This window comes from Halococcus sp. PRR34, assembly GCF_028617175.1.
GTDB classification, from domain to species: Archaea; Halobacteriota; Halobacteria; order Halobacteriales; family Halococcaceae; genus Halococcus; species Halococcus salifodinae.
Genome location: NZ_JAQJDA010000013.1, coordinates 15069 through 39758 on the forward strand (window position 1 = coordinate 15069; position 24690 = coordinate 39758).

General features: G+C 65.4%; 25 protein-coding genes and 1 pseudogene. 21 read left to right on the forward strand and 5 right to left on the reverse strand.

The genetic code is table 11. The annotated features are described in order from the left end of the window. Nucleotides 1–83: 83 nt before the first annotated feature. The 10 genes and pseudogenes from PHA81_RS14445 to PHA81_RS14490 all read left to right on the forward strand — a co-directional run bounded on the left by PHA81_RS14445 (nucleotide 84) and on the right by PHA81_RS14490 (nucleotide 11426). Nucleotides 84–614, forward strand: a complete 531-nt coding sequence (locus PHA81_RS14445; RefSeq protein WP_005042577.1) for an NAD-binding protein — start codon at nucleotides 84–86, stop codon at nucleotides 612–614. Then, a complete protein-coding gene (locus PHA81_RS14450; protein ID WP_273837338.1) occupies nucleotides 614–2791 on the forward strand; it encodes an amino acid permease in 2178 nt (725 codons plus the stop codon). Before PHA81_RS14445 ends, PHA81_RS14450 begins: the two co-directional genes overlap by 1 nt. Before the next feature lie 43 nt (nucleotides 2792–2834). Then, the gene (locus PHA81_RS14455; RefSeq protein WP_005042579.1) at nucleotides 2835–3347 is read left to right on the forward strand and encodes an Lrp/AsnC family transcriptional regulator; all 513 of its coding nucleotides are present in this window, start codon (nucleotides 2835–2837) and stop codon (nucleotides 3345–3347) included. Nucleotides 3348–3625: 278 nt separating this feature from the next. After that, nucleotides 3626–3690 (forward strand): annotated as a pseudogene (locus PHA81_RS14460) (DUF368 domain-containing protein); the annotation flags it as partial. 41 nt (nucleotides 3691–3731) lie between these two features. Further along, nucleotides 3732–4538, forward strand: a complete 807-nt coding sequence (locus PHA81_RS14465; RefSeq protein ID WP_005042581.1) for a DUF368 domain-containing protein — start codon at nucleotides 3732–3734, stop codon at nucleotides 4536–4538. Between the two features lie 127 nt (nucleotides 4539–4665). After that, entirely contained in the window at nucleotides 4666–6684 is a 2019-nt protein-coding gene (locus tag PHA81_RS14470; protein WP_273837339.1) for a prolyl oligopeptidase family serine peptidase, read from the forward strand. Between the two features lie 117 nt (nucleotides 6685–6801). After that, nucleotides 6802–7608 carry a Sir2 family NAD-dependent protein deacetylase gene (locus tag PHA81_RS14475; RefSeq protein WP_005042585.1) on the forward strand — a complete coding sequence of 269 codons (807 nt, stop codon included), beginning with the start codon at nucleotides 6802–6804 and terminating at the stop codon, nucleotides 7606–7608. A gap of 136 nt (nucleotides 7609–7744) precedes the next feature. Further along, a complete protein-coding gene (locus tag PHA81_RS14480; protein WP_005042587.1) occupies nucleotides 7745–9055 on the forward strand; it encodes a Single-stranded DNA binding protein in 1311 nt (436 codons plus the stop codon). Further along, complete coding sequence (locus tag PHA81_RS14485) at nucleotides 9052–10653, forward strand: hypothetical protein (protein WP_005042590.1); 1602 nt, start codon at nucleotides 9052–9054, stop codon at nucleotides 10651–10653. Before PHA81_RS14480 ends, PHA81_RS14485 begins: the two co-directional genes overlap by 4 nt. After that, nucleotides 10653–11426 (forward strand): metallophosphoesterase, encoded by a 774-nt coding sequence (locus PHA81_RS14490; protein ID WP_005042592.1) that lies wholly within the window; start codon nucleotides 10653–10655, stop codon nucleotides 11424–11426. The genes PHA81_RS14485 and PHA81_RS14490 overlap by 1 nt, the downstream gene beginning before the upstream one ends. On the opposite strand, the gene PHA81_RS14495 is transcribed toward PHA81_RS14490, so the two are convergent. After that, complete coding sequence (locus PHA81_RS14495) at nucleotides 11411–11692, reverse strand: hypothetical protein (RefSeq protein ID WP_005042594.1); 282 nt, start codon at nucleotides 11690–11692, stop codon at nucleotides 11411–11413. The two genes, PHA81_RS14490 and PHA81_RS14495, sit on opposite strands and share 16 nt — an antisense overlap. Nucleotides 11693–11920: 228 nt before the next feature. Here PHA81_RS14495 and PHA81_RS14500 point away from each other — a divergent pair, with 228 nt between their 5' ends. From PHA81_RS14500 to PHA81_RS14525, 6 genes are all read left to right on the forward strand, one after another. Next, nucleotides 11921–12949: a DUF2332 domain-containing protein gene (locus tag PHA81_RS14500; RefSeq protein ID WP_005042596.1), complete on the forward strand. Its 1029-nt coding sequence runs from the start codon at nucleotides 11921–11923 to the stop codon at nucleotides 12947–12949. Nucleotides 12950–13117: 168 nt separating this feature from the next. Beyond that, the gene (locus PHA81_RS14505; RefSeq protein WP_161606948.1) at nucleotides 13118–13255 is read left to right on the forward strand and encodes a hypothetical protein; all 138 of its coding nucleotides are present in this window, start codon (nucleotides 13118–13120) and stop codon (nucleotides 13253–13255) included. A 66-nt stretch (nucleotides 13256–13321) separates the two neighbouring features. Continuing rightward, nucleotides 13322–16159, forward strand: a complete 2838-nt coding sequence (locus PHA81_RS14510; RefSeq protein WP_005042598.1) for a DEAD/DEAH box helicase — start codon at nucleotides 13322–13324, stop codon at nucleotides 16157–16159. A 97-nt stretch (nucleotides 16160–16256) separates the two neighbouring features. Next, nucleotides 16257–17669, forward strand: a complete 1413-nt coding sequence (locus PHA81_RS14515; protein WP_005042600.1) for an aryl-sulfate sulfotransferase — start codon at nucleotides 16257–16259, stop codon at nucleotides 17667–17669. A gap of 98 nt (nucleotides 17670–17767) precedes the next feature. Further along, nucleotides 17768–18649, forward strand: coding sequence for a helix-turn-helix transcriptional regulator (locus PHA81_RS14520; protein WP_005042602.1), 882 nt, complete (start codon nucleotides 17768–17770; stop codon nucleotides 18647–18649). A gap of 126 nt (nucleotides 18650–18775) precedes the next feature. Further along, entirely contained in the window at nucleotides 18776–19054 is a 279-nt protein-coding gene (locus tag PHA81_RS14525; RefSeq protein WP_241430290.1) for a hypothetical protein, read from the forward strand. Between the two features lie 15 nt (nucleotides 19055–19069). Here PHA81_RS14525 and PHA81_RS14530 read toward each other — a convergent pair whose 3' ends face one another. Further along, nucleotides 19070–21226, reverse strand: coding sequence for an AAA family ATPase (locus tag PHA81_RS14530; RefSeq protein ID WP_005042606.1), 2157 nt, complete (start codon nucleotides 21224–21226; stop codon nucleotides 19070–19072). A 79-nt stretch (nucleotides 21227–21305) separates the two neighbouring features. On the opposite strand from PHA81_RS14530, the gene PHA81_RS14535 reads away from it, so the two are divergent. From PHA81_RS14535 to PHA81_RS14545, 3 genes are all read left to right on the forward strand, one after another. After that, a complete protein-coding gene (locus PHA81_RS14535; RefSeq protein ID WP_005042607.1) occupies nucleotides 21306–21440 on the forward strand; it encodes a hypothetical protein in 135 nt (44 codons plus the stop codon). A gap of 126 nt (nucleotides 21441–21566) precedes the next feature. Next, a complete protein-coding gene (locus tag PHA81_RS14540) occupies nucleotides 21567–21806 on the forward strand; it encodes an amphi-Trp domain-containing protein (protein ID WP_005042608.1) in 240 nt (79 codons plus the stop codon). After that, complete coding sequence (locus PHA81_RS14545) at nucleotides 21806–22168, forward strand: hypothetical protein (protein WP_005042609.1); 363 nt, start codon at nucleotides 21806–21808, stop codon at nucleotides 22166–22168. Before PHA81_RS14540 ends, PHA81_RS14545 begins: the two co-directional genes overlap by 1 nt. 33 nt (nucleotides 22169–22201) lie before the next feature. Here PHA81_RS14545 and PHA81_RS14550 read toward each other — a convergent pair whose 3' ends face one another. Beyond that, nucleotides 22202–22630, reverse strand: coding sequence for a DUF5796 family protein (locus PHA81_RS14550; protein WP_005042611.1), 429 nt, complete (start codon nucleotides 22628–22630; stop codon nucleotides 22202–22204). A gap of 85 nt (nucleotides 22631–22715) precedes the next feature. On the opposite strand from PHA81_RS14550, the gene PHA81_RS14555 reads away from it, so the two are divergent. Further along, a complete protein-coding gene (locus tag PHA81_RS14555) occupies nucleotides 22716–23606 on the forward strand; it encodes a shikimate kinase (RefSeq protein ID WP_005042612.1) in 891 nt (296 codons plus the stop codon). Next, nucleotides 23603–23869, forward strand: a complete 267-nt coding sequence (locus PHA81_RS14560; RefSeq protein ID WP_206536847.1) for a chorismate mutase — start codon at nucleotides 23603–23605, stop codon at nucleotides 23867–23869. Before PHA81_RS14555 ends, PHA81_RS14560 begins: the two co-directional genes overlap by 4 nt. 51 nt (nucleotides 23870–23920) lie before the next feature. Here the strand turns inward: PHA81_RS14560 and PHA81_RS14565 are convergent, their stop codons facing one another. Together PHA81_RS14565 and PHA81_RS14570 are read right to left on the reverse strand one after the other, a co-directional pair. After that, on the reverse strand, nucleotides 23921–24286 hold the full coding sequence (locus tag PHA81_RS14565; protein WP_005042614.1) for a PIN domain-containing protein: 366 nt from the start codon (nucleotides 24284–24286) through the stop codon (nucleotides 23921–23923). Next, nucleotides 24283–24528: an AbrB/MazE/SpoVT family DNA-binding domain-containing protein gene (locus PHA81_RS14570; protein WP_005042615.1), complete on the reverse strand. Its 246-nt coding sequence runs from the start codon at nucleotides 24526–24528 to the stop codon at nucleotides 24283–24285. The genes PHA81_RS14565 and PHA81_RS14570 overlap by 4 nt, the downstream gene beginning before the upstream one ends. Nucleotides 24529–24690: the final 162 nt, after the last annotated feature.

Here is a 24690-nt window from a genome sequence, read left to right on the forward strand (position 1 = left end):
CGAACGTTTGTTCACGAATCGTTAGCCCATCGACTACCTTATCACGTTTCGGGATATAATATGGGTACAGGAAACGTTTCGTTATGAACGAAGCCCGTGCAGTGATACTTGGCGGTGAGGGAGCGGTTGGGGAGACACTCGCGGTGCAGCTCGCCAACGGTTCGTCAGCAGTGACGCTTCTCGCTGGCGACGCCCATGCGGCCGAACGCGCCGCTGGAGCGGGTGCTGACGCCCGTGTGACCGATCCGAGCTCGACGGCCACGCTCGATCGTGAGGACATCGACGAGGCGGACATCGCCATCGTGACCTCACGTCTGGACAGCCAGAACCTGTTGCTCGCACAGTTTCTCCGTCTCCAGGGGTCCGGGCGCGTTATCGCACTCGTGAACGATCCCGCGAACCTCGAAGCGTTCACCGAGGCCGGTATCGAGACCGTCTGTGCCTCGACGGCGCTTTCGACCGCGCTCGATCGGCAGCGCCGCGGCGTCGAGACAGTCGAGACCGAGCGCTCGTCGAATCGGACGAATCCGGATCGACACACGGAACACGGGGAATCGACGGACGAACCGGAACGTGAACGACTACGATCGGGTGGAGCAGGAGGCGACGCGTAGTGCCGAAGAGTCTCGAACGCGACCTCGGACTGATTTCGGTGCTCGCCATCAGCATCGGGGCGATGATCGGGAGCGGCATCTTCATCCTGCCAGCAGTCGCGGTCGGATACGCGGGCCCGGCGGTCGTGCTCGCGTACGTTCTCGCCGGCATCGTCGTGCTTCCGGCAGCGCTCTCGAAATCCGAGATGGCGACGGCGATGCCCGAATCGGGCGGTACGTACATCTTCATCGAGCGCGGCATGGGGCCGCTCCTGGGGACGGTTGCCGGTATCGGGACGTGGTTTTCGCTGTCGTTCAAGGGCGGACTGGCGTTGGTCGGTGGGGTTCCGTATCTCCTCTATCTGTTCGATGTCTCGCCGACGATCACGACGCCGCTGGCGCTCACGCTTGCCGTCGTTCTCGTTCTCGTGAACCTGCTCGGGGCCAAGCAGACCGGTCGCATACAGGTCGTCATCGTCGCCGTGATGCTCGTCGCGCTCGGCTGGTTCGCGGTCGGTGGGACGCCGTCGGTACAGCCGACGAACTACGCGGGCTTTTTCGACAGCGGTGTCGGGGGGATCCTCACGGCCACCGGACTCGTGTTCGTCTCGTACGCGGGCGTGACGAAGGTGGCGAGCGTCGCCGAGGAGATCGAAAACCCCGAACGGAACATCCCGCTCGGGATCCTCGGCTCGCTCGCGTTCACGACGGCGCTGTACGCGCTGATCGTGGTCGTCATGCTCGGCGTTACCGACACGTCGGCTATCGCCGCCTCGGACGCACCGATGGCGGTCGCCGCGGAGGCTGCACTCGGCCCCGCAGGCGTCGCCGCCGTCGTGGTCGCGGCGCTGCTCGCGCTGGTGAGCACCGCCAACGCCGGTATCCTGTCGTCCTCTCGATACCCGTTTGCGATGAGTCGGGACAACCTCGTTCCCCCGTCGCTCGGGCAGATCAGCGACCGCTTCAACACACCGAGCGCGTCGATCACCCTCACCGGCGTCGTCCTGCTACTGCTCATCGCGTTCGTCCCGCTCGAAAGCATCGCCAAGCTGGCGAGCGCGTTCCAGATCCTCGTGTTCGTCCTCGTCAACTTCGCCGTCGTTGCGTTTCGCCGCGGGTCGATGGAGTACGAGCCCACGTTCGAGGCTCCGCTGTACCCCTGGATGCAGGGCTTCGGCGTCGTCGGTGGACTGCTCTTGCTCACGCAGATGGGGACCATCCCGCTCCTCGGAGCCGTTCTCATCACGGCCGGAAGCGTCGCGTGGTACTTCTGGTACGCCCGCGACCGCGTCGAGCGCGAGGGTGCCGCCGTCGACGCCGTCCGGCGTGAACTCGGCAAGCAGGCTGTCGAGCGCACCCGTGCAGCCGTCAGCCCGACCGGCGAGAGCTACGAAGCGCTCGTGGCGGTCCCCGAGGACGTGGACCCCTCACACGAGGCGGCGCTCGTGGACGTCGCTGTGGATCTCGCAGCCCCGCAGCACGGACGAGTCTCGGTCGTCAGATTCGACGAGGTGGCCGACCAGGTACCCCTGGAAGCGGCTGCCGAGCAATCGCCCGCCGACATCGAGTTCGAGGAACGGACGGACACGCTCGCGACCGATGTGAACGTCCCCGTTCACGTGAGCGAGGTCGTGAGCCACGATACCCGCCACGCGCTAGCCAATCACGTGACCGAGACCGGTGTCGACACGCTGGTGATGGAGCGGGAAGCAGGCGGCCTCCGCGACCGACTGTTCGGCTCCGACGCCGACTGGGTGCTCGAACACACCGACTGCGACGTGGTGCTGGTGGACGACGACGGCGAGGGGTTCGGCACGGTCGATACCGTTGCCGTCATCACCGACGAGGGGCCGTACGATCCGGCGAAGATCGCCATCGCGGACGCGATCGCGACGGCTCACGATGCCGAGGTGACACTCGAGTACGCGGTCGAGGAGTTCGTATCCGAGGAACAGCAGCGGACGATCACCGACTACCACGAGGAGGTCGCACAGCTCTGCTCGGCACCCGTCAGGACCGGCGTCGTCGCCGACGGTGGGACCACGCCGCTCGAAAGTCGGGCGGCCGATGTCCTCGTCGTCAGCACCGACGAACAGCGACTCGCGGCCGATGCCGACTGTCCGGCGCTCGTCGTCCGCCCGCGCGAGGCGACGAACCCCGGATGGCTCGGTCGGGTGCTCGAGCGCTGGCTGTTGTAGCGAACGGTAAACGCTTTCCCGGGAGGGACCGCGTACTCAGTCCATGCCACAGCGCGATTTGGACGAGCTGGATCGGTACGTGATCTACCGGCTTCAGGAGAACGCCTGGGAGACCTCGGCCGCCGAGATCGCCGCGGATTACGGTGTCTCGCCGAGTACGGTCCGCAACCGCATCATTCGTCTCAGAGATGACGACGTCATTCAGGGGAGTCATATCGACGTCGACTACGAACGCGTCGGCTATCAGCTGTTCACCATCATCTTCTGCACCGCTCCGATCCCGAAGCGCGAACAGCTCGCTCGCGACACGCTGGAGATCCCCGGTGTGGTCTCGGCCCGGGAGCTGATGACCGGTGAGGAAAACATCCACGTCGTCGCTGTCGGGCGCGACGGTGACGACCTCAGCCGCATCGGACGGGACCTCGCCTCGCTCGGTCTCGAAATCGTCGAAGAGGAACTGGTACACAACGAGTACTTCTGTCCGTTCCACTGGTTCGGCCCCGACGAAGAGGCGGCTGACGACGCGCCGTCTCAACCTGACCCGAACGAGGAATGATCGACCATCGGGAACGGTTCGTCGGAGGACTGAAACACACACGATCGCAGTCGATGGTCCGGATTCGTGTCTCGCCGTACGGTTGCGTGAAGGATGGCTTTCCCGGCGGTGCAACGGACTCATCTCACTAGCATGAAAACAGAAATAGTTTACACGATCCGGTCGACGAGAACGCAGTGCCGACACCAAACGGAGACACGTCTTCGGGATTGAGGATCGCTACGGAGTCCTTATCCACGTTTCGGGCGTCTGCGAAGGTCTTCGTCGTCGGAATCCTGATGGGGAGTGCCGACGCCGTTCCCGGCATCTCCGGCGGAACAGTCGCGCTTATCGCAGGCATCTACGGACGCCTGATCGCGGCTATCACAGCGATCACCCCGCCACGTGTCCTCGATCTCCTTCGAGCGATACTACCGGTGGGGTTCCGGGAGTTCGAGACACCGCGCCGGTGCGATCCTCGAGGAGTTCGATGCGGTGTTCGTGGCCACCTTGCTCACCGGAGTCGTGACGGCCGTTCTGATCGTGGGGCGAATCGTTGAGTATGCCGCGGCCAGCGCTCCCGTTCTCCTGTTCGGGTTGTTTTTCGGTCTCATCGCCGCCTCCGCAGTGATCCTCTGGCGAGCGCTCACGGTCGATTCGATCGGCCAGTGGCTGGCAGTAGTCCTGGGATTCTCGCTCGCGTTCGCACTCTCTGGTGGTGTGAAGGTGCTCGATAGTGGCGGTCTTGCGGTCGTCTTCGTTGCCGGTGCGATCGCGGTGAGTGCGATGATCCTTCCGGGAATCTCGGGTTCGCTTCTGTTGATCATCCTCGGGCAGTATCTCCCGATGTACGACTCGCTCAATGGGTTCGTCGACGGGATCGGCGGGATGGTTACTGGTGGTGGGTTCGAAGCGGTCGTGGGTCCTGGGCGTGAGGTTTTCACGTTTCTTTTCGGCGGTCTGGTCGGTCTGTTCACCGTTGCACGCCTCATCAGCCACCTGCTCGACAGGAACCGGGACGCAACGCTGGCGTTTCTCGTTGCCCTTGTCTTCGGAGCCCTTCGAGCACCGGTTGCGGAGCTCTCCAACATAGAGGGGGTCGTTTGGACGGTGACGACGGTCAGCGAGTTCGGCGCAGTGGCGCTCGTGGGGGGAGTGCTGGTGCTCGTTCTCGACTGGTACGCGATAGACATCGACTTCGGCAGTCTGTGAGTGACGATCGTCGTCGTGGGTTTTCTGTGCTCTCCAGACCAGTACCGGGGTGCAGACACGATTCGGCTATCTATCAGTGTACGATTCCGTGGAGAAATCTTTTGATCGGTCGGCCCGCAGTGTGCGTATGTCGACGCCGCCCGACACCCGCACGGAACCGGTAACGGAGGTACTACATGGCCATGAGCACGTCGATCCGTATCGCTGGCTGGAAGCCGACGCCGACGATCCCGCGGTCGCCGATTGGACAGAGAGACAGAACGAGTACACCAACACTGTTCTCGACGAGGACCTTCGGGCGGCGTTCACCCCGGCGTTCGAGGCACTCACCGAGATTCCCGATTACGGTGCCGTGACGCCCCGTGGCAACCGATACGTTGCTCTCGACCGCGATACTGACGCTGATCGTCCCTCGCTCCATATCCGAGATACCCCCGGAGGGGAGGCGCGCGTCCTCGCCACGCCCGACGACTTCGAGGGCGAAGCGTCCATCGACTGGTTCGACGTCGATCCGAGCGGCGAGCGGGTCGCCTACGGTGTCGCACGGGGCGGCGACGAGCAGTACGATCTCCACATCGCCGACACGAAGACCGGCGAGGTGCTCGTCGACCGCGGGACGGTCGGCCGCACGAGCTCGCTCATGTTCGCGTGGGCAGGTGAAGGCTTCTACTACGTCGCAACGGGTGATCCGAGTGCGGGCGCACAGATGGACAAGGAGTTCCGGCACTACGCCGACGGCGAAGAGATCGTGCTCGCCACCCACGACGACCAGCACGTCTGGCCGCGGCTCGCGTATCACGAGCCCACGGGGACGCTGCTCGCCTCGTTCGGCGAGATGTCCGGCGGGACACGCGTCACGGCGTGGCGGGAGGACGAGGAGACCTTCGAACCGCTCTTCGATGGCGGTGAGGCGAGCGTCGAGGTCGAACTCACTGACGAGACGGTCTTCCTCCGAACCGACGCCGACGCAGCGCGTGGGCGAGTGCTCACAGCGGACGCAGCGACCTTTCTCGCCGGTGAGGAGGCCCCCGAGACGGTCATCGCTGAAGGAGAAGGCGTCATCAGGGAGATCACAACGACGCCGAACTACCTCGTCGTTCACGCCCACCGCGAGGCCGCGAGTCATCTCGCTGCGTACGATCACGACGGCACGCACGCCTTCGACGTCGAACTCCCCGCCCTCTCGACCGTCCACAGCGTCGCCGGCGATCCGGACGCCGATGACTGCTTCTACGTCGTGCAGTCGATCGAGCGACCCGCGTCGGTCGTCCACGCCGACCTCGAAACCGAGACGACCCGAACCGTCCGCGAGCCCGCCCTCGACGTTGCGGTGGACCTCGAGGTCGAGCGTCGAACCATCACGTCGACGGACGGAACCGATGTCCCGATGTTCGTCGCCCATCGTGCTGACCGCGATCCGAGCGACGCGCCGACGGTGCTGTACGCCTACGGCGGCTTTCGAATCAATCTCACGCCGATGTTCTCGCGGTTTCGTCTGCCGTTTCTCGCCGCGGGTGGCGTCTACGCACAGGTCTGTGCTCGTGGGGGCAGTGAGTTCGGCGAGCCGTGGCACGAAGCCGGGATGCGCGCCGAGAAACAACGGACGTTCGAGGACGTCGAGGCTGCCGCCGATCACCTCGCCGAATCGGGTGTGACGACACACGACCGCATCGGTACGATCGGCGGAAGCAACGGCGGACTCACGGCGGGCGCGGTGCTTACACGCGACCCGGACCGGTGGGGCGCGGCGGTCTGTGCGGTCCCGCTGCTCGATATGCTTCGCTTCCATCGCTTCCTCCTCGGCGAATCGTGGACGCCCGAGTACGGCCATCCGGACACCGAAGCGGAGTACGAATGGATCCGCGAATACTCACCCTATCAACGGATCGGGGATCGCGCGTATCCACCGGTGCTCTGCACGACCGCGATGGGGGATTCACGCGTGCATTCGAGTCACGCCCGGAAAATGACTGCACGGCTACAGAACGAGGCGGCCGGCGGTCCGTTCTGTCTTCGCACGGAGACCGACACCGGTCATGGCCTCGGTAAATCGATCGATATGAAAGTCGACGAAGAACTCGATCGATGGACGTTTCTCGCGGCTTCCCTCGGCGTTTCGTCGGAGGATGTCCCCGACGTGACCTGAGAGTACCGGTCCAGTAATCACCTCGAACACGTCTTCCCTGCAACGGATACCACAGTCGTTCGCGCTCGCGTTGGAGACAGACAGCGAACTTTTGCTCGCTCACCGCCATCAGTTCTCATGACCGTCGACGTCGAGGACCTCCAGTTCGCGGCCCAGGCCATCCACGAGGCCGACACCACGGTGGCGATGACCGGCGCGGGCGTGAGCACCGCCTCGGGAATCCCCGACTTCCGTGGCGAGGACGGCCTCTGGGAGCGACACGATCCCGACGATTTCCACGTCTCGCGACTCGACCGCGATCCTGGGGGGTTCTGGCGCGACCGACTCACACTCCACGACGCAGTCTACGGCGACGACATCGAACCGAACGCAGCCCACGAGGCACTCGCTGCTCTCGAATCCACGAACCACCTCGATCGGGTCGTGACCCAGAACATCGACGGACTCCACGCCGCGGCGGGCTCTGAGGGTGTCGTCACGATCCACGGTTCGGGCGAGCGCGCGGTCTGTCGGGACTGCGGTCGGCGCGTTCCGGCCGAGCCCGTCCGCGAGCGCGCCCGCGATGGCGAACTCCCGCCACGGTGTGAGGAGTGTGGTGGAGTTCTGAAGCCTGGCGTCGTGCTATTCGGTGAGCCCCTCCCCGAGCACGCGCTGTCCGAAGCCCACGCGCTCGCCGAGCGCGCGGATGTCTTCCTCGTCGCCGGCTCGTCGCTCACGGTCGAACCCGCGGCGTCGCTCCCCCGAACGGCGGCCGATCGCGGTGCGACGATGGTGCTCGTCAACCTGGAACGCACGCCGCTATCGGATCGTGCCGAGTACGACTTCCGGGCAGACGTGACTGACGTACTGCCCCGACTGCACGAGGCGGTCGTGACGGGCGATCCGCACGACCCGAAAGATCCTCCGGGGACGGGCCGGCCGTAGATTTCTGCGCCGACCCGCCGTCGCGTGCGCGCAGCGTACAGCCAGTGGCAAGCCCACCGCACAGCCCGTCCGGGGCCTCGATCGTGTCGTGAACGGGCGCGAACGCTTTTAGTCGACCCCGCTCGAAACGGATATGATGGAGCTCGACGATCATGCCGAGGAGCTCGCCTCCACCCTCGGCGTTGACAAAGCGGAGGTCAGAGCGGATCTCGAAAAGCTGGTGAACTACAGCGTCCCGATCGACGAGGCCAAAGACAGCCTCCGGCGGAAGTACGGCGACGGCGGCGGGGGCGGCGAGCCGTCGGCGCTCTCGATCGCGGACGTCTCGACCGCCGATTCCGCGGTCGCCGTTCGCGGGGTGGTGCTCACCGTCGGCAAGCGCTCGATCCGGTATCAGGGCGACGACCTCGTGATCCGGGAGGGCGAGATCGCCGACGAGTCCGGAAAAATCTCCTACACCGCGTGGGAGGAGTTCGACCTCTCGTCCGGCGACACGATCGAGATCGTCGGCGCTGGCGTCCGCGAGTGGGAGGGGAGTCCGGAGCTCAACCTCGGCTCCGAGACCACAGTTAAAATCGACGACGAGCCTCTCGACGTGTCGTACGACATCGGTGGCGACACCCACCTCTCCAAACTCGCGCCCGGCGATCGTGGTGTCGCCCTCGAAGTCGCGGTCGCGGAGGTCGAACGGAAGACCATCGACGGCCGTGACGGGGAGACTGAGATCTTGAGCGGTGTGTTCGCCGACGAGACGGGGCGATTGCCGTTCACCGACTGGGATCCACACGACGAGATCGAGGACGGGGCGTCGGTCGGGATCGAGAACGCTTACGTCCGGGAGTTTCGTGGGGTGCCGTCGGTGAACGTCTCGGAGTTCTCCACAGTAAATGCGCTCGATCGCGCCGTCGAGACTGGCGACGGCGCACCACGGATGTCCGTCCGCGAGGCGGTCGTCACCGAGGGGCTGTTCGACGTCGAAGTCACGGGCAACGTGCTCGCGGTCCGTGACGGATCGGGGCTGATCCAGCGGTGTCCCGAATGTGGCCGTGTCGTCCAGAAAGGTCAATGTCGGTCGCACGGCGACGTCGACGGCGAGGACGACCTCCGGGTGAAGGCGATCGTCGACGACGGCACTGACTCGCTGACCGCAGTACTTGGAACCGACCTCACCGCCGCGGTGTACGGCGGCGGGATCGAGGCGGCGCGCGAGGCCGCCCGTGACGCGATGGATCAGGAGGTGGTTGCCGACGACATCCGCGAGACGGTCGTGGGTCGGGAGTTTCGCGTTCGGGGCACGCTGTCGGTCGACGACTACGGCGCGAACCTCGAAGCGACCGAGTTCGAAGCGTGCGACGACGATCCTGCCGACCGGGCCCACGAGCTGCTCGATTCGGCTGACGCGGTGGCGGCCGACGGAGCAGGCGAACGTGGGCGGGTGGACGAATGAGTACCCGTCCGCAGCGCGAGACCGCCTACCGGGTGTTCGCCGCGGAGTTCGACGACACCACCCACTCGTACGCCGAGAGCGACGAGGAGCGCGCGCCGAACTACGTCGTGACGCCGACCGGCGCGCGGGTCAACCGCCTCTTTGCGGTGGGCGTCCTGACCGAGATCGAGTCGGTGAACGAGGAGCAGCTCCGCGCGCGAGTGGTCGATCCCACCGGCGCGTTCGTGGTCTACGCCGGCCAGTACCAGCCCGAGGCGCTTTCGTTCCTCGAACGTATCGATCCCCCCGCGTTCGTCGCGGTCACCGGGAAGGCCCGGACCTTCCAGCCCGAGGACTCCGATCGGGTGTTCACCTCGATCCGTCCCGAGTCGCTCGCCGCGGTCGACGCCGCGACGCGTGATCGCTGGACGGTCGCCACCGCCGAACGGACCGTCGAGCGGGTGGCGACGATGCGCGGCGCGTTCGACCGCGACGAGCGGGATGACGCGCTCAGTGAGGCGCTCGAAGCGGATGACGTCGAGGCTGGCCTCGCGGCCGGTATCCCACGCGCGATCGAACACTACGGGACGACGCCGACGTACCTCGACGCGGTGCGGGGGACGGCGCTCGACGCGGCACGGGTTGTCGCGGGCGAGCGCGAGGAAGTCGAACCGCTCGATGTCGCTCCCGACGAGGGCGACGCGCCCGAACCCGAGGAGACCGATCGTGGCGAACCGGCCGCCGAGACGTCGGACGACGCTGCTGTCGGGGCAGAGTCGACGCCGACGGCGGACGATTCCGCCGAATCCGCGGCCGATTCGGAGACCGACACGAGAAGCGTATCGGATGACGAAGGCGAGTCCACCGCCGAAACCGACGAGCCGGCCACCGTGGAAGCGACGGCCGAGCCAGGCCAGGCGTCGGAGCCCGACCGCGCGGCCGACACGGATCGAGCAACGGGAGAGGACGAGGCCGACGCCGAAGGGTCGCCAATCGAACCATCCATCGAGGACCGCGAACCGACCGGCGAAACGGACGAAACAGAAGCGAGCGCCGAAGACGCCGACAGCGAGGCGGACGAGGAGGCCGCAGCCGACGTCGACCTCGACGATCCCGAGTCGTTCGAACTCGACGACGAGGTGCGAGAGCAGGTCGAGGACGAGTACGGGACCGCTTTCGAGAGCGCCGCGGAGGTCGACGGCCCGGGCGAAGCCGGTATCGAGACGCCCGACGCTCCGGAGGAGAACGACGAAGAGACCGACAGCTCCGACGAGACTGCAACCGCTGACGCGGCTGCGGCCGACGACGCCAAATCGACAGAAACCGTCGATCCCGCCGATAGCGCCGAAGCCGAGGCGTCCGGAGCGACCGATACCGACGAGACCGAGGGAAGCGACGACGCCGACGCCGACGCCGACGGCGACACCGATCCCGAGGAGGCGGTCGTCGCGGCGATGCAGGACCTCGACGGCGGCGACGGCGCGGATCGCGAGGCGGTCGTCGAGCGTGTGGTCGACGAGCACGGCCTTACCCCCGAGGAAGCCGACGACGGCATCCAGGACGCGCTGATGAGCGGTGAGTGTTACGAACCCGACGACGACACACTCAAATCCATCTGATGGCGCGGGCCGAATCGGCACGCGTCGAGCCCGTGCCCGGCGAACCCGCCGCCGTGATCGAGAGCGAGGACGAGCGCGCTCTCTGTGTGGCCGACTACCACGCCGGACTCGAAGCCGGGCTGGGTCGCCAGGGTGTCGAACTCCCGAGCCAGTCACGCGAACGCCGCGAACACCTGCTTTCGCTGTGCGACGAGACGAGCGCGGAGCGGGTCGTCTTCCTCGGCGATCTCGCCCACGCCATCGGCGGCGCACGGGGAGCCGAGCGCGACGAGCTCGAAACGCTGTTCGCCGCACTCGACGGCCGGGCGTCGGTGACGGTCGTGAAAGGCAATCACGACGGCGCAATCGACTCGCTGGCCGACGAGGTGGGAATCGAGATCAACGTGACACCGACCGACGGCACCACGTTCGGTAACGTGGGACTCGCACACGGCCACACGTGGCCGAGCCGGGAGGTACTGGAGTGTGAGGTGGTCTGTGTCGGCCACGAACATCCGACCGTGCGCCTGGAGGACGACGTGGGCGGGAGCCGGGCCGAGCGCGCGTGGCTCCGCGGCCGGCTCGCACCGGAGCCGTTCGTCGACCACCACGGTGAGGGGCTCGCGATCGACGGAGAGTTGGTGGTGTGTCCGGCGTTCAACGACCTCTCGGGCGGGACGTGGGTGAACGTGCGTGGCCAGGAGTTTCTCGCGCCGTTTCTGCCGGACGGGCTCGCGGAAGGCGAGGCGTACCTGCTCGACGGGACCCGACTCGGGAACTACGAACGAGTCTGACCGACGAACCGCCACGTCGTTCCGATCGCCACCGCCACGAACCCGGCGACGGCGAGCACGGCGGCCGCCATCGGCGGTTCACCACTCGGAATGCCACCAGCATTCAGCGCGCGCACACTCAGACTGATCAGCAGGCCGGTACTGCCGATGAGCATCGCCACGCTGTATCGGAACCGACGACGAGCGAGAACGTCCACGAGCGACTGGGCAAACAGGAGGCCGCCGGTGACGAGATAGGCCAGCCAGGAGACGAGCGCGAGGTTCACGTTTGTGTGATGAATGACGGGAACAAAAACATTAGGCCACGAACACCATCGTTTTGTCTCCGCCGGTCGGCAACGAAAACATACTTCCTATATTCAGACGGTCACTTATCGCATACGCAAACCATTCGAGGACACTAAAATTTAAATTCATGATTGGTACTGGTACAAAATAGCTACTTCCGGGCACAGGAATACTTATCGCGTTTCTAAAACGATCTTCTCTAGTCGATGACTGGCTACAAGAATGCATTCGATAAATTCGCTCGTGTTGAGGCTAGGGGATCATCCCCACTATACGAAACGCTCTCACTTGGAGTCGCAGGCGACGAGGAGCTTCTCGTGCTTGCTGGCGAGGTTCCAAACGACCAACCTGCTCCCAATCTCCTTTTTGCTGCAACCCAGTATCTCCTTTTCGAGCGGCCGGCCGAACCGCTTGCAGACCGTTTTCCAAGCATCCAGACCTCTCGAAAACCTCCCGAAGAAAACACGTACGAGACGTTTCGAAACTTTTGTCTCGACCATCGAGACGAACTCGTCTCACTTTTCCACTCGCGTCGTGTTCAAACGAATGTCGTGCAACGGAGCTCGATTCTTCTCCCTGTCTTCGAGTATGTTTCTCGTCAGTGCAATCGAACACAGATCGGACTCGTCGAGATTGGTTCAAGCGCTGGCCTGAATCTGCTATGGGACAGATACGGTTATCGCTACGGAGGACACGCACAGTGTGGAGACCGCCAGAATCCAGTACAACTGTCGTGTGATGTCCGTGGTGGTAACAGCCTGCCGCTCCCTGACAAACTGCCACCGGTAGGGAAACGACTTGGAATCGACCTCAATACGCTTGACGTTCGAGATGAAGACGATGTACGCTGGCTTCGTGCCCTCATCTGGCCTGAACACGAAGAGCGACGGGACATGATCGAAGGAGCAGTTTCCGTAGCTCGTGAATCACCGCCGGAGCTTGTGGAAGGAAATGCATTGACTGAGCTGCGAAACATCTGCAACAAAGTCCCAAAGGACGAACAACTATGTCTTTTCAACACCCACGTTCTCTACCAATTCACCTCTCAACAACAAGAAACGTTCGCGGAACTCGTCGACGGGATCGGACGGGATCGAGATCTGTTCTGGGCGAACTGTGAGTGGCATGGCGATGAACCCGAAGTACGCTTTGTCGAGTATACTAATGGGGCGAAATCTACTGGTGTTCTGGCGCTTTACGATGCACATGGACGGTGGATAGAGTGGTGTCACTGATTACTAAACATCTTGAAGTTGGCCGGAGAAATCCACCATGGATGATCTGCTGAGATCTGTCTGATGGGACTCGATTCCAGACGAAACCGAACTATTTGTGTCTCAATCACGGGTCGTGTTCGGTAACCCGACAGAACTTATGACACAGAACTCACCGCACCACAAGACGTGATCAAGCGGCTCCGCGGCCTGGGAACTGTCGCGTTCCGGACCGACGGGAGTTCGATGCTGAGCTTCTCCGGAATCCCGAACTACGAGGCGGTCGCCGACGCGGTGCGGGAGCGACAACGCGCGTTCGAAAGCTGACTGCCGGTTCCGGCGAAACGTCGGTGAGACGGAGTTCTTAATCGGCTCGCGCCCCTTCCCTATTCAATGGCAGACAGCGAGGCCGCCGGCCCTGCGGCGGCCTTCACGCATCTCGGGAGTGCGGTCAGGACGGCGCTCTCCGAGCGCGGGTTCGAGACACCCACCGAGCCACAGCGCAAGGCGATCCCGCCGCTCGCCGCCGGCCGGGACGGCCTCGTGATCGCGCCGACGGGAACCGGCAAAACCGAGACCGCGATGTTGCCGGTGTTCGACGCGGTCGCCGGGACGGAGCGGTTCGGTATCTCGGTGCTCTACATCACGCCACTCAGGGCGCTCAACCGCGACATGCGCGACCGACTCGACTGGTGGGGCGACCAGCTCGATCTCGACATCGACGTTCGCCACGGCGACACCACCCAGTACCAGCGACAAAAGCAGGCCAACGATCCGCCCGACGTGCTCGTGACGACGCCCGAGACCCTCCAGGCGATGTTGACTGGCGAGAAACTCCGGAAAGCCCTGTCTGACGTCTCACATATCGTGATCGACGAGGTCCACGAACTCGCGGCATCGAAGCGCGGCGCACAGCTCACGATCGGGCTCGAACGCCTCCGCGAGCTCGCGAACGCGTTCCAGCGGATCGGGCTCTCGGCGACCGTCGGCGACCCCGGCGAAGTAGGCAAATTCCTCACCGGTGATCGGGGCTGCGAGCTGATCGAGGTCGACGTCGGCAGCCGACTCGACGTCCGGGTGCGCGAGCCCCACGTCACCGACGAGGACGAGCGACTCGCGGGCGAACTCGCCACCGAACCCCCGCTTGCGAGCCACGTCCGTGCGATCCGCGATCTCGTCGCCGACAACGAGTCGACGCTGATCTTCGTCAACACCCGCCAGACCGCCGAAGCGCTCGGCTCGCGGTGCAACGCGCTCGATTTACCTATTGGGGTGCATCACGGCTCGCTCTCGAAGGAGGCCCGCATCGAAGTCGAGGACGCGTTCAAAGCCGGCGAGCTCGACGGACTCCTCTGTACGTCCTCGATGGAGCTCGGAATCGACGTGGGGCGAGTCGATCACGTGATCCAGTACCAGAGCCCTCGCGAGGTCGCCCGCCTCCTCCAGCGCGTCGGGCGTGCGGGCCACCGCGCCGATCGCCTTTCGTCGGGGACCGTTCTCACCACGCGGCCGGACGACACCCTCGAAGCGCTCGCGATCTGCCGGCGCGCCCACGAGGGCCTCGTCGAACCCGCGGAAATCCACCACGGCAGTCTCGACACGGTGGCGAACCAGATCGCAGGGCTCGTCATGGACTTCGGTGAGATTGCAGCCGCACGAGCGTACGAGATCGTGACTCGTGCCTATCCGTTTCGCGACCTCTCCCGCGAGCGGTTCAAGGCGGTCGTCCGCGAGCTCTCGGGCAATCGGATCCTCTGGCTCGACGAGGAGGCCGACCGGCTCGAAAAATCGGGCGGCACGTGGCAGTACTTCTACGCGAACCTCTCGATGATCCCGGACGAGGAGACCTACACGGTCGCCGACATGGCCTCGGGACGGACGATCGGGACGCTCGACGAGCGGTTCGTGGTCAACTTCGCGGGGCCAGGCGAGGTGTTCATCCAACGGGGCGAGATGTGGCGGATCGCGGAGGTCGACGACGAGGAGAGCGAGGTGAAGGTGAGCCCGATCGAGGACCCTGCTGGCGAAGTTCCCTCGTGGACCGGCCAGGAGATCCCGGTGCCGCGGCCGGTCGCGGGCGAGGTCGGCGCGATCCAGGGTCGGGCGGGCGAATCGTTCGCCGGCGGTGCGTCGCAGGAGTCGGTGGCGCGCGACCTCGTCGATCGCTACCCAACCGACGAGTACACCGCGAGCGAGGCGCTCGGGCCGATCGAACGCCACGCCGAGACCGACGCGCCGATGCCGACCGACGACCGGATCGTGGTGGAGTACGCAAACCGCGACGCGGTGGTGAACGCCGCGTTCGGCCACACCGTGAACGAGACGTTGGGGCGCGTGCTGTCGGCGCTGCTCGGCCAGCAGACCGGCTCGTCGGTCGGGATGGAGATCGACCCCTACCGGATCGAACTCGACGTTCCTCGCGGCGTGGCGGGTCGGGACATCGTCGAAATCCTCGAAGACACCGACCCCGCACACGTCGAGGGGATCATCGAACTCAGTCTCAAGAACTCCGACGCGCTGAAGTTCAAGCTCGCCCAGGTCGCGGCCACCTTTGGCGCGCTCAAGTCGTGGCAGGGAAACGAGCGCTTCGGCCGGGATCGGCTGCTCGCGGCGCTCGAAGGTACCCCCGTCTACGACGAGGCCGTCCGCGAGGTGTTCCACGAGGATCTGGCTGTCGAGACCGCCGGCGAGATCCTCGCGGCCATCCAGAACGGCGAGATCGCGATCGAAACTCACGGCGGTCGCACGCCCATCGGGATCGACGGGCGGTCGTCCGGAACCGAACTGCTCGCCCCCGAAAACGCCGACGCGAGCGTGATCGAGACGATCCGCGAGCGGATCCGGGAGGACCGGATGCGTCTGCTCTGTCTGCACTGCGAGGAGTGGGAGCGCACCCAGGAGGTGGGCCGAATTCCCGACCAGCCCGAGTGCCCGCTGTGTGGCTCGACTCGGGTCGCGGCGCTCAATCCGTGGGCCGAGGAGGTCGTGGCGGCGGTTCGGGCCGACGAGAAGGACGACGAGCAGGAAAAACAGACCCAGCGCGCCCACCAGGCCGCGACGCTCGTCCAGAGTCACGGCAAGCAGGCCGTGATCGCGCTCGCCGCCCGCGGGGTCGGCCCACACAACGCCGCCCGGATCATCGCGAAGCTCCGCGAGAACGAAGACGATTTCTACCGCGATATTCTGGCCCAGGAACGTCAGTACGCTCGCACCCAGTCGTTCTGGGACTGATGGGGAGGCGGTGTATCCCTGGACGATCCTCCGTGGTCACGTACTGCGACCCCATCCGTTTCGCAACTGTTATTGTTCGATTCGGACATAATCTGGTATGGCCGATCTGCCGCCCCGTCGGTGGCTCGTTCGTGGGCTACTGGGGGTGATCGTGGTCTCGCTGTTGCTGTTCAGCGGTGTGCTGACGCTCTCGTACGAGGAGCCGACGCTCGAAACCAGCGTCACCGAGTCCGCGCCCGAGGGCGATACGGTGGTCGCCAGTCAGGGCTGGAACGCACGCAACGTCTCGCTGCCCGGCCGTCCGGCCCGGCTCGTCTCGGTCAATCAGTCGGGTGCCGTCGAGTGGACACACGGCGGACCGAACGGGACCGACAACTGGTTTTACGACGTCGACCCGCTGCCGAACGGCAATCTGCTGGTCGTGAACCCGGTCCAGGACAACACCGTGGTTTACGAGTTCGATCCCGACACGCAGAAACGGGTCTGGACCGAGCGGTTCGATCTCGTCGACATCCACGACGTCGATCTCATCAACGACGACGAGCTCCTCGTCGCGGGCATCAACTACGACGAGGACCGCCCGAGCCGGGATCGGGTGTTCGTCTACAACCGCACCACCAACGACGTGACGTGGAAGTGGCTGTTCAAGAACCACTACCCCGCCGACGCGGACAAGGGGGTCCGAACCGAGGACTGGACCCACGTCAACGACGTCGATGCGGTCCGCAATGGCGAGTTCCTCGTCTCGGTCCGCAACATGGATCAGGTGATTTCGATCAACCGCTCGACGAAGGACATCGAGCTGCGTCTCGGTCGGGACGACGATCACGAAACGCTGTACGAACAGCACAACCCGACGTATTTCGAGAGCGAGAACGGGACGCCCACGATCCTGGTGGCGGATTCGGAGAACGATCGAATCGTGGAGTACGCCCGCGTCGGCGGACCACCGGGCGAGGGTGAGTGGAAACGCACCTGGACCCTGACTGGCGATCTGAACTGGCCGCGCGACGCCGATCGCCTCCCGAACGGCAACACCCTCGTGGTGGACTCGATGAACCACCGGGTGATCGAGGTCACACCGGCCGGTGAGGTGGTTTGGGAGATGGACGCTCCGTGGGCCACCTACGACGCCGAGCGGGTGGCCCACGGCGACGAGCCAGGCGGACCGACCATCACCGATCAGAACGCTTCGGGGAACGTCACGCTCTACGGCGGGAGCGAGACGGGTGTCTCTGGTGCACCGACGATTCCGAGCGCCGTCAAGGGTGTGGTTGCGAAAACACCGCTGCCGGCCGGAGCGACGGCTCTCGCCGAGAGCTGGCGGCGGGTCTCGCCGTGGTTCAAGCCGACGTGGATGCCGATCTGGGCGTTTTCGATCGTGGTGGTCTCGCTGAGCGTGCTGTTGGTCTGGGGCGTCGGCGAGGGAGTTTATCAGCGCCGGCGCATCCAGCAGCGACTCGCGGGGTCGCTCGGGAGTATCCGCCACCGACTGGAACGCGGTCGGTAACGCTGGGCTGACGCGATACCGACCGTCGACGACAGCATTTCGTCGCCGCCGATCGACTGCCCGAGAAAGTTTTTACCTTCCCTGCCAGTAGTCCGCGTATGAGCAAGCCGGACATCCAGGAGTGTGTCGAGTGCGTCGCACCGGCCGACGCGTTCGCGCTCATCGGGAACGAGACCCGGCTGAGCATCCTCGAAGCGCTCTGGCGCACAGACGAGGAACCCGTGCGGTTCTCGACGCTCAACGATGCGGTCGGCATGCGTGACAGCGCGCAGTTCAACTACCACCTCGGGAAGCTCACCGACCAGTACGTCCGGAAGACCGACGACGGCTACGAGCTCCGGAACGCCGGCGCGAAGGTCGTCCGAGCGGTGATCGCGGGGTCGTTCAACGAACACCCGCACCTCGATTCGTTCGCGATCGACGACGGCTGCACCCGGTGTGGCGAGGCGCTCGTCGCGAGCTACGCCGACGAGATGCTGGCGCTCGACTGTCCCGACTGCGGCCGGGCCCACGGCGAGTACTCCTTCCCGCCCGGCGGGCTCCACGACCGCACGAACGAGGAGGTGCTCGACGCGTTCGACCAGCGGGTGCGCCATCTCCACTGCCTCGCGAAAGACGGCGTCTGTCCCGAGTGCAGCGGCCGAATGGAGACCACGATCTCGAAGGAGGGCGAGTGCTGTCTCGGCGTCGGGCTCCGGGCGGATCACGTCTGCGAGCACTGCGATCACAGCCTCTGCTCGGCGATCGGGCTGAGTCTGCTCGATCGTTCGCCCGTCGTGGCCTTCTACCGCGACCACGGGATCGATCTCGGGGCGCAGCCGTACTGGCAGCTCGGCTGGTGTGTGAGCGACGATTATACTACTGTTCGGTCGGACGAGCCGTGGGAGCTCGAAATCGACATCGTGCTCGACGACGAACGGCTCCGAGCGACCCTCGACGGCGATTTGGCGCTCGTCGATAGCCAGCGCATCGACGCCTAACTCTCACGGCGATTCTCTCGCGGTGTGTTCGGCCCCGGTAGCTACTGAACTCGATTTCAGTAGCCATTGTTACAGAAATGATTTTCAGATTATATTTATTGGAATCGGGGCCGTGTCTCTACCTGTATGAGGCGACGAACCACTCGGCACGGGCGGACTGGGGAACCGCGGCTGGACAGGCAGATCGGATGGGGCGAGCTGGTGGTCGTGAGCGGGATGGCGCTGTGCATCCCGCTGGTGCTGTGGACGATCACCAACCCGCTGCTCGCAGCGGGCGTCGGCGCACTCGCGGTCGGCGCGTACGTGCTGGCGCGAATCGGCGCACGACTCGTCCGGGAATCGGTCGGCAGCAAGACCGACGAAACGAGCGAAGCGGGCGGCACGAGCGGCCAGACAGCCGACTGAATCGGCGAGCCGGCCTCACTCGAAGGTCGGCTCGACGGACTCGCGTGCGGTTTCGAAGTGCTCTTCGGTGATACTGATCTCGTCGGCGTGAGTTTCGGCCTCCTCCGGGTCGTACGCGCCCGCGATCTCGCGGATCGCGCGCATCGAGGCCGCCCGGCAGAGCGCCTCGATGTCTGCCCCTGAGTATCCCGCGGTGTCGGCAGCCAACCGATCGAGATCGATGTCGTCAGCAACCGGCTTCTCGCGGGTGTGGACGTCGAGGATCGCGCGCCTCGCGGCCTCGTCGGGCGCGGGGACTTCGACGTGGGATTCGATCCGGCCCGGACGCAACAAGGCGGGATCGATCGCGTCCCGGCGGTTGGTGGCGGCGAGCACCATCAAATTGGGGTTCTCTGCGAGCCCGTCGATCTCGGTGAGGAGCTGGGAGACCACGCGCTCGGTGACCTCGTGTTTCTCGCCGCGCCCGCCGGCGATCGCGTCGATCTCGTCGAAGAAGACGATCGCGGGCGCGGCCTGGCGCGCCCGATCGAACACCTCACGGACCGCTTTTTCCGATTCGCCGACGTAGCGATCGAGGATCTCGGGCCCCGCGACCGAGATGAAGTTGACGTCGCTCTCGCCGGCGAGCGCGCGGGCGAGCATCGTCTTCCCGGTTCCGGGCGGGCCGTGGAGCAGCACGCCGGCTGGCGGATCGGTCGCGGCCGCTTCGAACAGGGCACCGTATGAGAGCGGCCACTCGACCGCCTCCGTGAGCGTCTGTTTCGCGGCGTCGAGCCCGCCCACGTCGTCGAACCCCACATCGGGCGTCTCGGCGACGTACTCGCGCATCGCCGAGGGGTCGACGGCCGCCATCGCGCGCTCGAAGTCCGCGCGGGTGACGTCGAGTGCGTCGCGTTCGTCGCGGCCCCGGAGCGCCGCCATCGCGGCTTCGACCGCGAGCGATTCGAGGTCAGCACCCACGAACCCGTGAGTGCGGCCAGCGAGCCGATCGAGCGAGACGTCGTCGGCGAGCGGCATCGAACGGGTGTGGACGTCGAGGATTTCGCGCCGTCCCGCCTCGCCCGGCACGCCGATCTCGATTTCCCTATCGAACCGGCCACCCCGCCGGAGTGCGGGATCGATCGCGTCCACTCGGTTGGTCGCGCCGATCACGACCACCCGGCCGCGGTCCTCCAGCCCGTCCATCAGCGTCAGTAGCTGGGCCACGACGCGGGTCTCCATGTCGGCGTCGTCGCCGCGCGCGCCCCCGATCGAGTCGATCTCGTCGATGAAGACGACGGCGGGCTCGTTCGCGGCCGCGGCGTCGAACGCCTCGCGGAGCTTTTCTTCGGACTCGCCCTTGTACTTCGAGACGATTTCTGGTCCCGAGATGGTCGAGAAGTGGGCGTCGACCTCGCCGGCCACCGCCCGCGCGATCAGCGTTTTCCCCGTTCCGGGCGGCCCGTAGAGCAGCACGCCGGAGGGGGGATCGATCCCCAGCTCCTGGAACAGCTCGGGTTCGGAGAGGGGAAGCTCGATCATTTCTCGCACTTGATCGAGTTCGTCGTCGAGCCCGCCGATGTCCTCGTAGGCCACGCGGGGTGTGCCGTCGCCGCCGGTCGCGTCGGTCGCGGGAGCCGATTCCACTCCGCTGGCGGTCCCTGTTTGTGCGGGTTCGCTCGACGCCGCGCTCCCGGCGCGGGTCGTGACTCGTGTCTCCCGAGTCACGCGAACGGTACCCTCTGGGCGGGTCGCGGCGATCGAGAAGGCCGTCGGGCCGAGACGTTCGATCCGGAACTGCTCGCCCGCCTTGATCGGTCGGTCGAGCAGTGCGCGTTTGAGCAGCGCCGCGAGATCGTCGGCTGCGGCGTCGACTGAGCCCGGAACGTCGATCGTGATTCGGTCGGCGTCGGCGACCGAAACGGGGCGGACCCGTACTGTGTCGCCGACGTTCACGCCGGCGTTGGTCCGGGTGTCGGCGTCGACCCGGACCGCGTCGCCAGCGAGATCGCCCCCGGCGGGCCAGACCTTCGCCACGGTGGCGTGTTCGCCGACGATCACGACGGTGTCGCCGCTGAGGACGCCCAGCGAGCGCCGCGCGGATTCGGGGAGCCGCGCCACCCCCCGCCCCGCGTCGCGTTTCTGTGCGCCAGACACCGTGAGTTCGACGCCGTCGTCGTCCGCACCGGACATACTCCGGCTTGTGGGCCGACCGTCTTCAGCGTTCGCAGTCGGAGTAACGTATTTCATTGTCGGCGATCGAAACCCGGACATGGTGGTCGAAACCGAGCGCGACGGCACGACGTGGTACGAGTGCGAGGAGTGCGGGCTCATGTTCGACGACACCGACGACGCGACACAGCACGAGGCGAACTGCGACGCCGAAGACCCGAACTACATCCAGTAACGACGGGGATTCTCGGACCCCTACTGCTCGGCCGGCAGCGTCGTCGGGGCTGTATCGACACGAGTCATCGGACCATCACCATCAACCGGCGGAATATTTAATCGGAATCGTCGCGTAGTCGGAAGTATGGCGGAGAAAAACATCGACGAGGACGAACTCGACCGTGCCGAAGCCGCCGACCGCCTCCGCGAGATCGCGGACGATCTCGAATCTGGCGAGGATTTCGACGTCGATATCCGCAACAAGACGATCTCGCTTCGTCCGCCTTCGGTCATCGGCTTCGAGGTCGGGGCGCGAGAGAGCTCCTCGATCCTCCGTGGCCGGCGTGAGTCGGTGACGATCACGATGGACTGGAGGCCGGACTGATGGCGATTCTCGACAGCGTCGTCATCTTCCTCGTCAGTCTGATCCTCGGGACGGTCGGGATCTACGCCGGGGTTCGACTCGTTGCCGACCGCGACGTCGGATACACCAACGCCGCCATCACGGCCCTGATCGGTGCGCTGGTGTGGGGATTGGTGAGTTTCTTCATCGGCTGGGTCCCGCTTCTCGGACCGCTGCTGATGCTCGTCATCTGGATCGGCGTCATCAACTGGCGCTATCCAGGTGGCTGGGTCGCCGCGGCCGGGATCGGTCTCGTCGCCTGGGTCGTGGTCTTCATCGTGGCGTACGTGCTCGCGACGGTCGGGTTCATCACGCCGGACGCGCTCGGCGTCCCCGGAATCTGAACCGTCCGGTGCTTCGGTTTTCGTGGCCGGCACTCAGTCCTCGGCGACGATCTCGAACGCGCGCTCGCCCATGTCGTCCTCCTCGAAGACGAACACTCGACCACGGGCGGACTGGGGATCGGCGTCGACGATCGTCCGATAGCCCGTCTCGCGGACGCTCACGCCGGGGAACAGCGTGGTCTCCTCGTCCTGATCCAGCAGGACGCGTCCCACGCCGGTGTCCGCGATGATCGAGTCGGCGGTCGTGCGGTCGTTGACGTAGACCAGCACGCCCTCGGTTTCGGTGGGGTCGGTCACGAGGACGTGGACCTCCTTGCCCGGTGCGGTCGTGAGCTCGCCGGTGACCGTCTCTGGAACGCCGCCGTAGAACACTTCGCGGCCGTCGGTGTACTCCACCACGATCCCCGCATCGGTGAGGTCCACTGGAAGGGTGTCCGGCGAGAACTCGCTGCGCTGGCTCATGCGAGCGATAGCGCCGCCACCAGCAAAAGCGACGTGCTCGAACGCCGACCGGCAGCGGTAAGTGCGACTGTCCGAGAGCCTCCCCATGAACGGACGTGCGAGCGCACCGGCAGCGGGCACGATCATCAACGCGCTCGCCACCGGCCGCGGCGCAGCGTTCGCCATCGACCGCGAGACGACCGCGACGGTCGAACTCCACGACGAGGGGGACGTCACCGGTGAGATCGACGGCGCACCCGACGCCGACACCCGACTGATCGAGCGGTGCGTCGAACTCGTCGTCGCGGAGTACGGCGACGGTGAGGGAGCACAGGTGAAAACCGAGAGCGAGGTTCCGATGGCCGCCGGGCTGAAGAGTTCGAGTGCCGCCGCGAACGCCACCGTTCTCGCGACGCTCGATGCGCTCGGGGTGCCGGTCGACGACGGCGAAGGACGCACATCGGAGAGCAGCGCGGCCGCGGTGTCACGCGAGGCGGCCGCCAGGCTCGGCGTGCGCGCCGCCCGCGAGGCTGGCGTTACCGTGACGGGCGCGTTCGACGACGCCAGCGCCTCGATGCTCGGTGGCGTCACCGTCACCGACAACACGGGCGACGAACTCCTCGCGCGCGAGACGGTCGAGTGGGCGGTCGCGGTCTGGACGCCCGACGAGCGTGCGTTCAGCGCCGATGCCGATGTCGCGCGGTGCGAGCGGGTCGTGCCCGTCGTGGAGGTGACGACCGACCTCGCGCTCGCCGGCGAGTACGAGCGCGCGATGACCGTGAATGGGCTGGCGTTCTGTGCGGCGCTCGACTTCCCGACTGAACCCGCGATCGCGGCGCTCGCCCACGTCGAGGGGGTCTCGCTGTCGGGCACCGGGCCGAGCTACGTCGCGGTCGGCGAGCGATCCGAAGTCGAGAAGGTACAAGAGGCGTGGGACGAGTACGAGGGACATACATGGCTGACGACGACCCGGACCGACGGTGCATGGACGGGATGAGCCTCGACGAGCTGCGAGCGGAGATCGAATCCATCGACCAGGAGCTGGTCGAACTCATCGCGCGGCGCACGTACGTCGCCGAGACGGTCGCCGACGTCAAGCGCGAGCGTGACCTTCCGACGACCGACGAGCGCCAGGAGGAGCGAGTGATGGAGCGCGCCGGTGAGAACGCAAAGCGCTTCGGCGTCGACGACAACCTCGTGAAGGCGACCTTTCGACTACTGATCGAACTCAACAAGGTCGAACAGCGCGAGCAGCGCTGAGAACGGCTGCCCCGGACGAGAGAATCTGACTCACCCCTCGTCTTCCGGTTCCTATGGCATTCTCTCGACGTCGATGTTCTCGTAATCGGTTTCTGACGAAAGTACGTCCAGCGAACGTGTTTCCGCCGTCGCTGCGTGGAACGCGTCGAACGGCGTCATGCCCTCGTCGTAGTAGTTGACGGCTTTCAGAACGACTTGTTTCTCTTCTTCGTCACGTACGGGAACGAGTTCGAGGAGGTTCGCCACGAGCGGAACGAAATCGAACTCGTAACGCTCGCGCGCGAGGACGAGTTCGAGATACGAGAACGCCGAGGTTTCGACCTCGTGCTCATCAAGCGCCTCTTCGGCCGAACCCTGCAACCAATCGCTGTCCTTCGCGAGTGCGAGCAGGAAGTCGGTTTCGACGTACACCGTCATCCGTCGTCGTCTCTCCGCCGAGCGTCGGCCTTCGCCGCCGCTTCGATATCCGCTTCGATGGTTTCGATGGCTGCGTCGTCGAGGTCACCTGCTGCCCGACGGACGGCCGCAAGCGGGTCGTCCGCGACTGGAACGAGTTCGATGCGGTCCTCGTACGTGACGAGATGGTACTGCTCGCCGTACTGCTCCCGCACCTCTTTCGGGATGTACAGCCGTCCCTGTGCGTCCGTCTCCGTTGACATGGACGAAGCTACGGTGGTGTCCTGAATGAATCTTCCCACTGATTTGTTGATGAGTTTCGGTTGCCGGCTTCAGGGTCGTCGGACGACGGCGTTCGATCGGTAGAACGAATCGAACAGCGGGACGGTAGGAGTGCCACAGCCGTCACGTCCCGTTCCGCTTCG

Coding starts and splice junctions, on each gene's coding strand:
- PHA81_RS14445 (WP_005042577.1), top strand. CDS start 84: ATGAACGAAGCCCGTGCAGTGATACTTGGCGGTGAGGGAGCGGTTGGG.
- PHA81_RS14455 (WP_005042579.1), top strand. CDS start 2,835: ATGCCACAGCGCGATTTGGACGAGCTGGATCGGTACGTGATCTACCGG.
- PHA81_RS14470 (WP_273837339.1), top strand. CDS start 4,666: ATGTCGACGCCGCCCGACACCCGCACGGAACCGGTAACGGAGGTACTA.
- PHA81_RS14475 (WP_005042585.1), top strand. CDS start 6,802: ATGACCGTCGACGTCGAGGACCTCCAGTTCGCGGCCCAGGCCATCCAC.
- PHA81_RS14480 (WP_005042587.1), top strand. CDS start 7,745: ATGGAGCTCGACGATCATGCCGAGGAGCTCGCCTCCACCCTCGGCGTT.
- PHA81_RS14485 (WP_005042590.1), top strand. CDS start 9,052: ATGAGTACCCGTCCGCAGCGCGAGACCGCCTACCGGGTGTTCGCCGCG.
- PHA81_RS14490 (WP_005042592.1), top strand. CDS start 10,653: ATGGCGCGGGCCGAATCGGCACGCGTCGAGCCCGTGCCCGGCGAACCC.
- PHA81_RS14500 (WP_005042596.1), top strand. CDS start 11,921: ATGACTGGCTACAAGAATGCATTCGATAAATTCGCTCGTGTTGAGGCT.
- PHA81_RS14510 (WP_005042598.1), top strand. CDS start 13,322: ATGGCAGACAGCGAGGCCGCCGGCCCTGCGGCGGCCTTCACGCATCTC.
- PHA81_RS14515 (WP_005042600.1), top strand. CDS start 16,257: ATGGCCGATCTGCCGCCCCGTCGGTGGCTCGTTCGTGGGCTACTGGGG.
- PHA81_RS14520 (WP_005042602.1), top strand. CDS start 17,768: ATGAGCAAGCCGGACATCCAGGAGTGTGTCGAGTGCGTCGCACCGGCC.
- PHA81_RS14525 (WP_241430290.1), top strand. CDS start 18,776: ATGAGGCGACGAACCACTCGGCACGGGCGGACTGGGGAACCGCGGCTG.
- PHA81_RS14530 (WP_005042606.1), bottom strand. CDS start 21,226: ATGTCCGGTGCGGACGACGACGGCGTCGAACTCACGGTGTCTGGCGCA.
- PHA81_RS14535 (WP_005042607.1), top strand. CDS start 21,306: ATGGTGGTCGAAACCGAGCGCGACGGCACGACGTGGTACGAGTGCGAG.
- PHA81_RS14540 (WP_005042608.1), top strand. CDS start 21,567: ATGGCGGAGAAAAACATCGACGAGGACGAACTCGACCGTGCCGAAGCC.
- PHA81_RS14545 (WP_005042609.1), top strand. CDS start 21,806: ATGGCGATTCTCGACAGCGTCGTCATCTTCCTCGTCAGTCTGATCCTC.
- PHA81_RS14550 (WP_005042611.1), bottom strand. CDS start 22,630: ATGAGCCAGCGCAGCGAGTTCTCGCCGGACACCCTTCCAGTGGACCTC.
- PHA81_RS14555 (WP_005042612.1), top strand. CDS start 22,716: ATGAACGGACGTGCGAGCGCACCGGCAGCGGGCACGATCATCAACGCG.
- PHA81_RS14560 (WP_206536847.1), top strand. CDS start 23,603: ATGAGCCTCGACGAGCTGCGAGCGGAGATCGAATCCATCGACCAGGAG.
- PHA81_RS14565 (WP_005042614.1), bottom strand. CDS start 24,286: ATGACGGTGTACGTCGAAACCGACTTCCTGCTCGCACTCGCGAAGGAC.
- PHA81_RS14570 (WP_005042615.1), bottom strand. CDS start 24,528: ATGTCAACGGAGACGGACGCACAGGGACGGCTGTACATCCCGAAAGAG.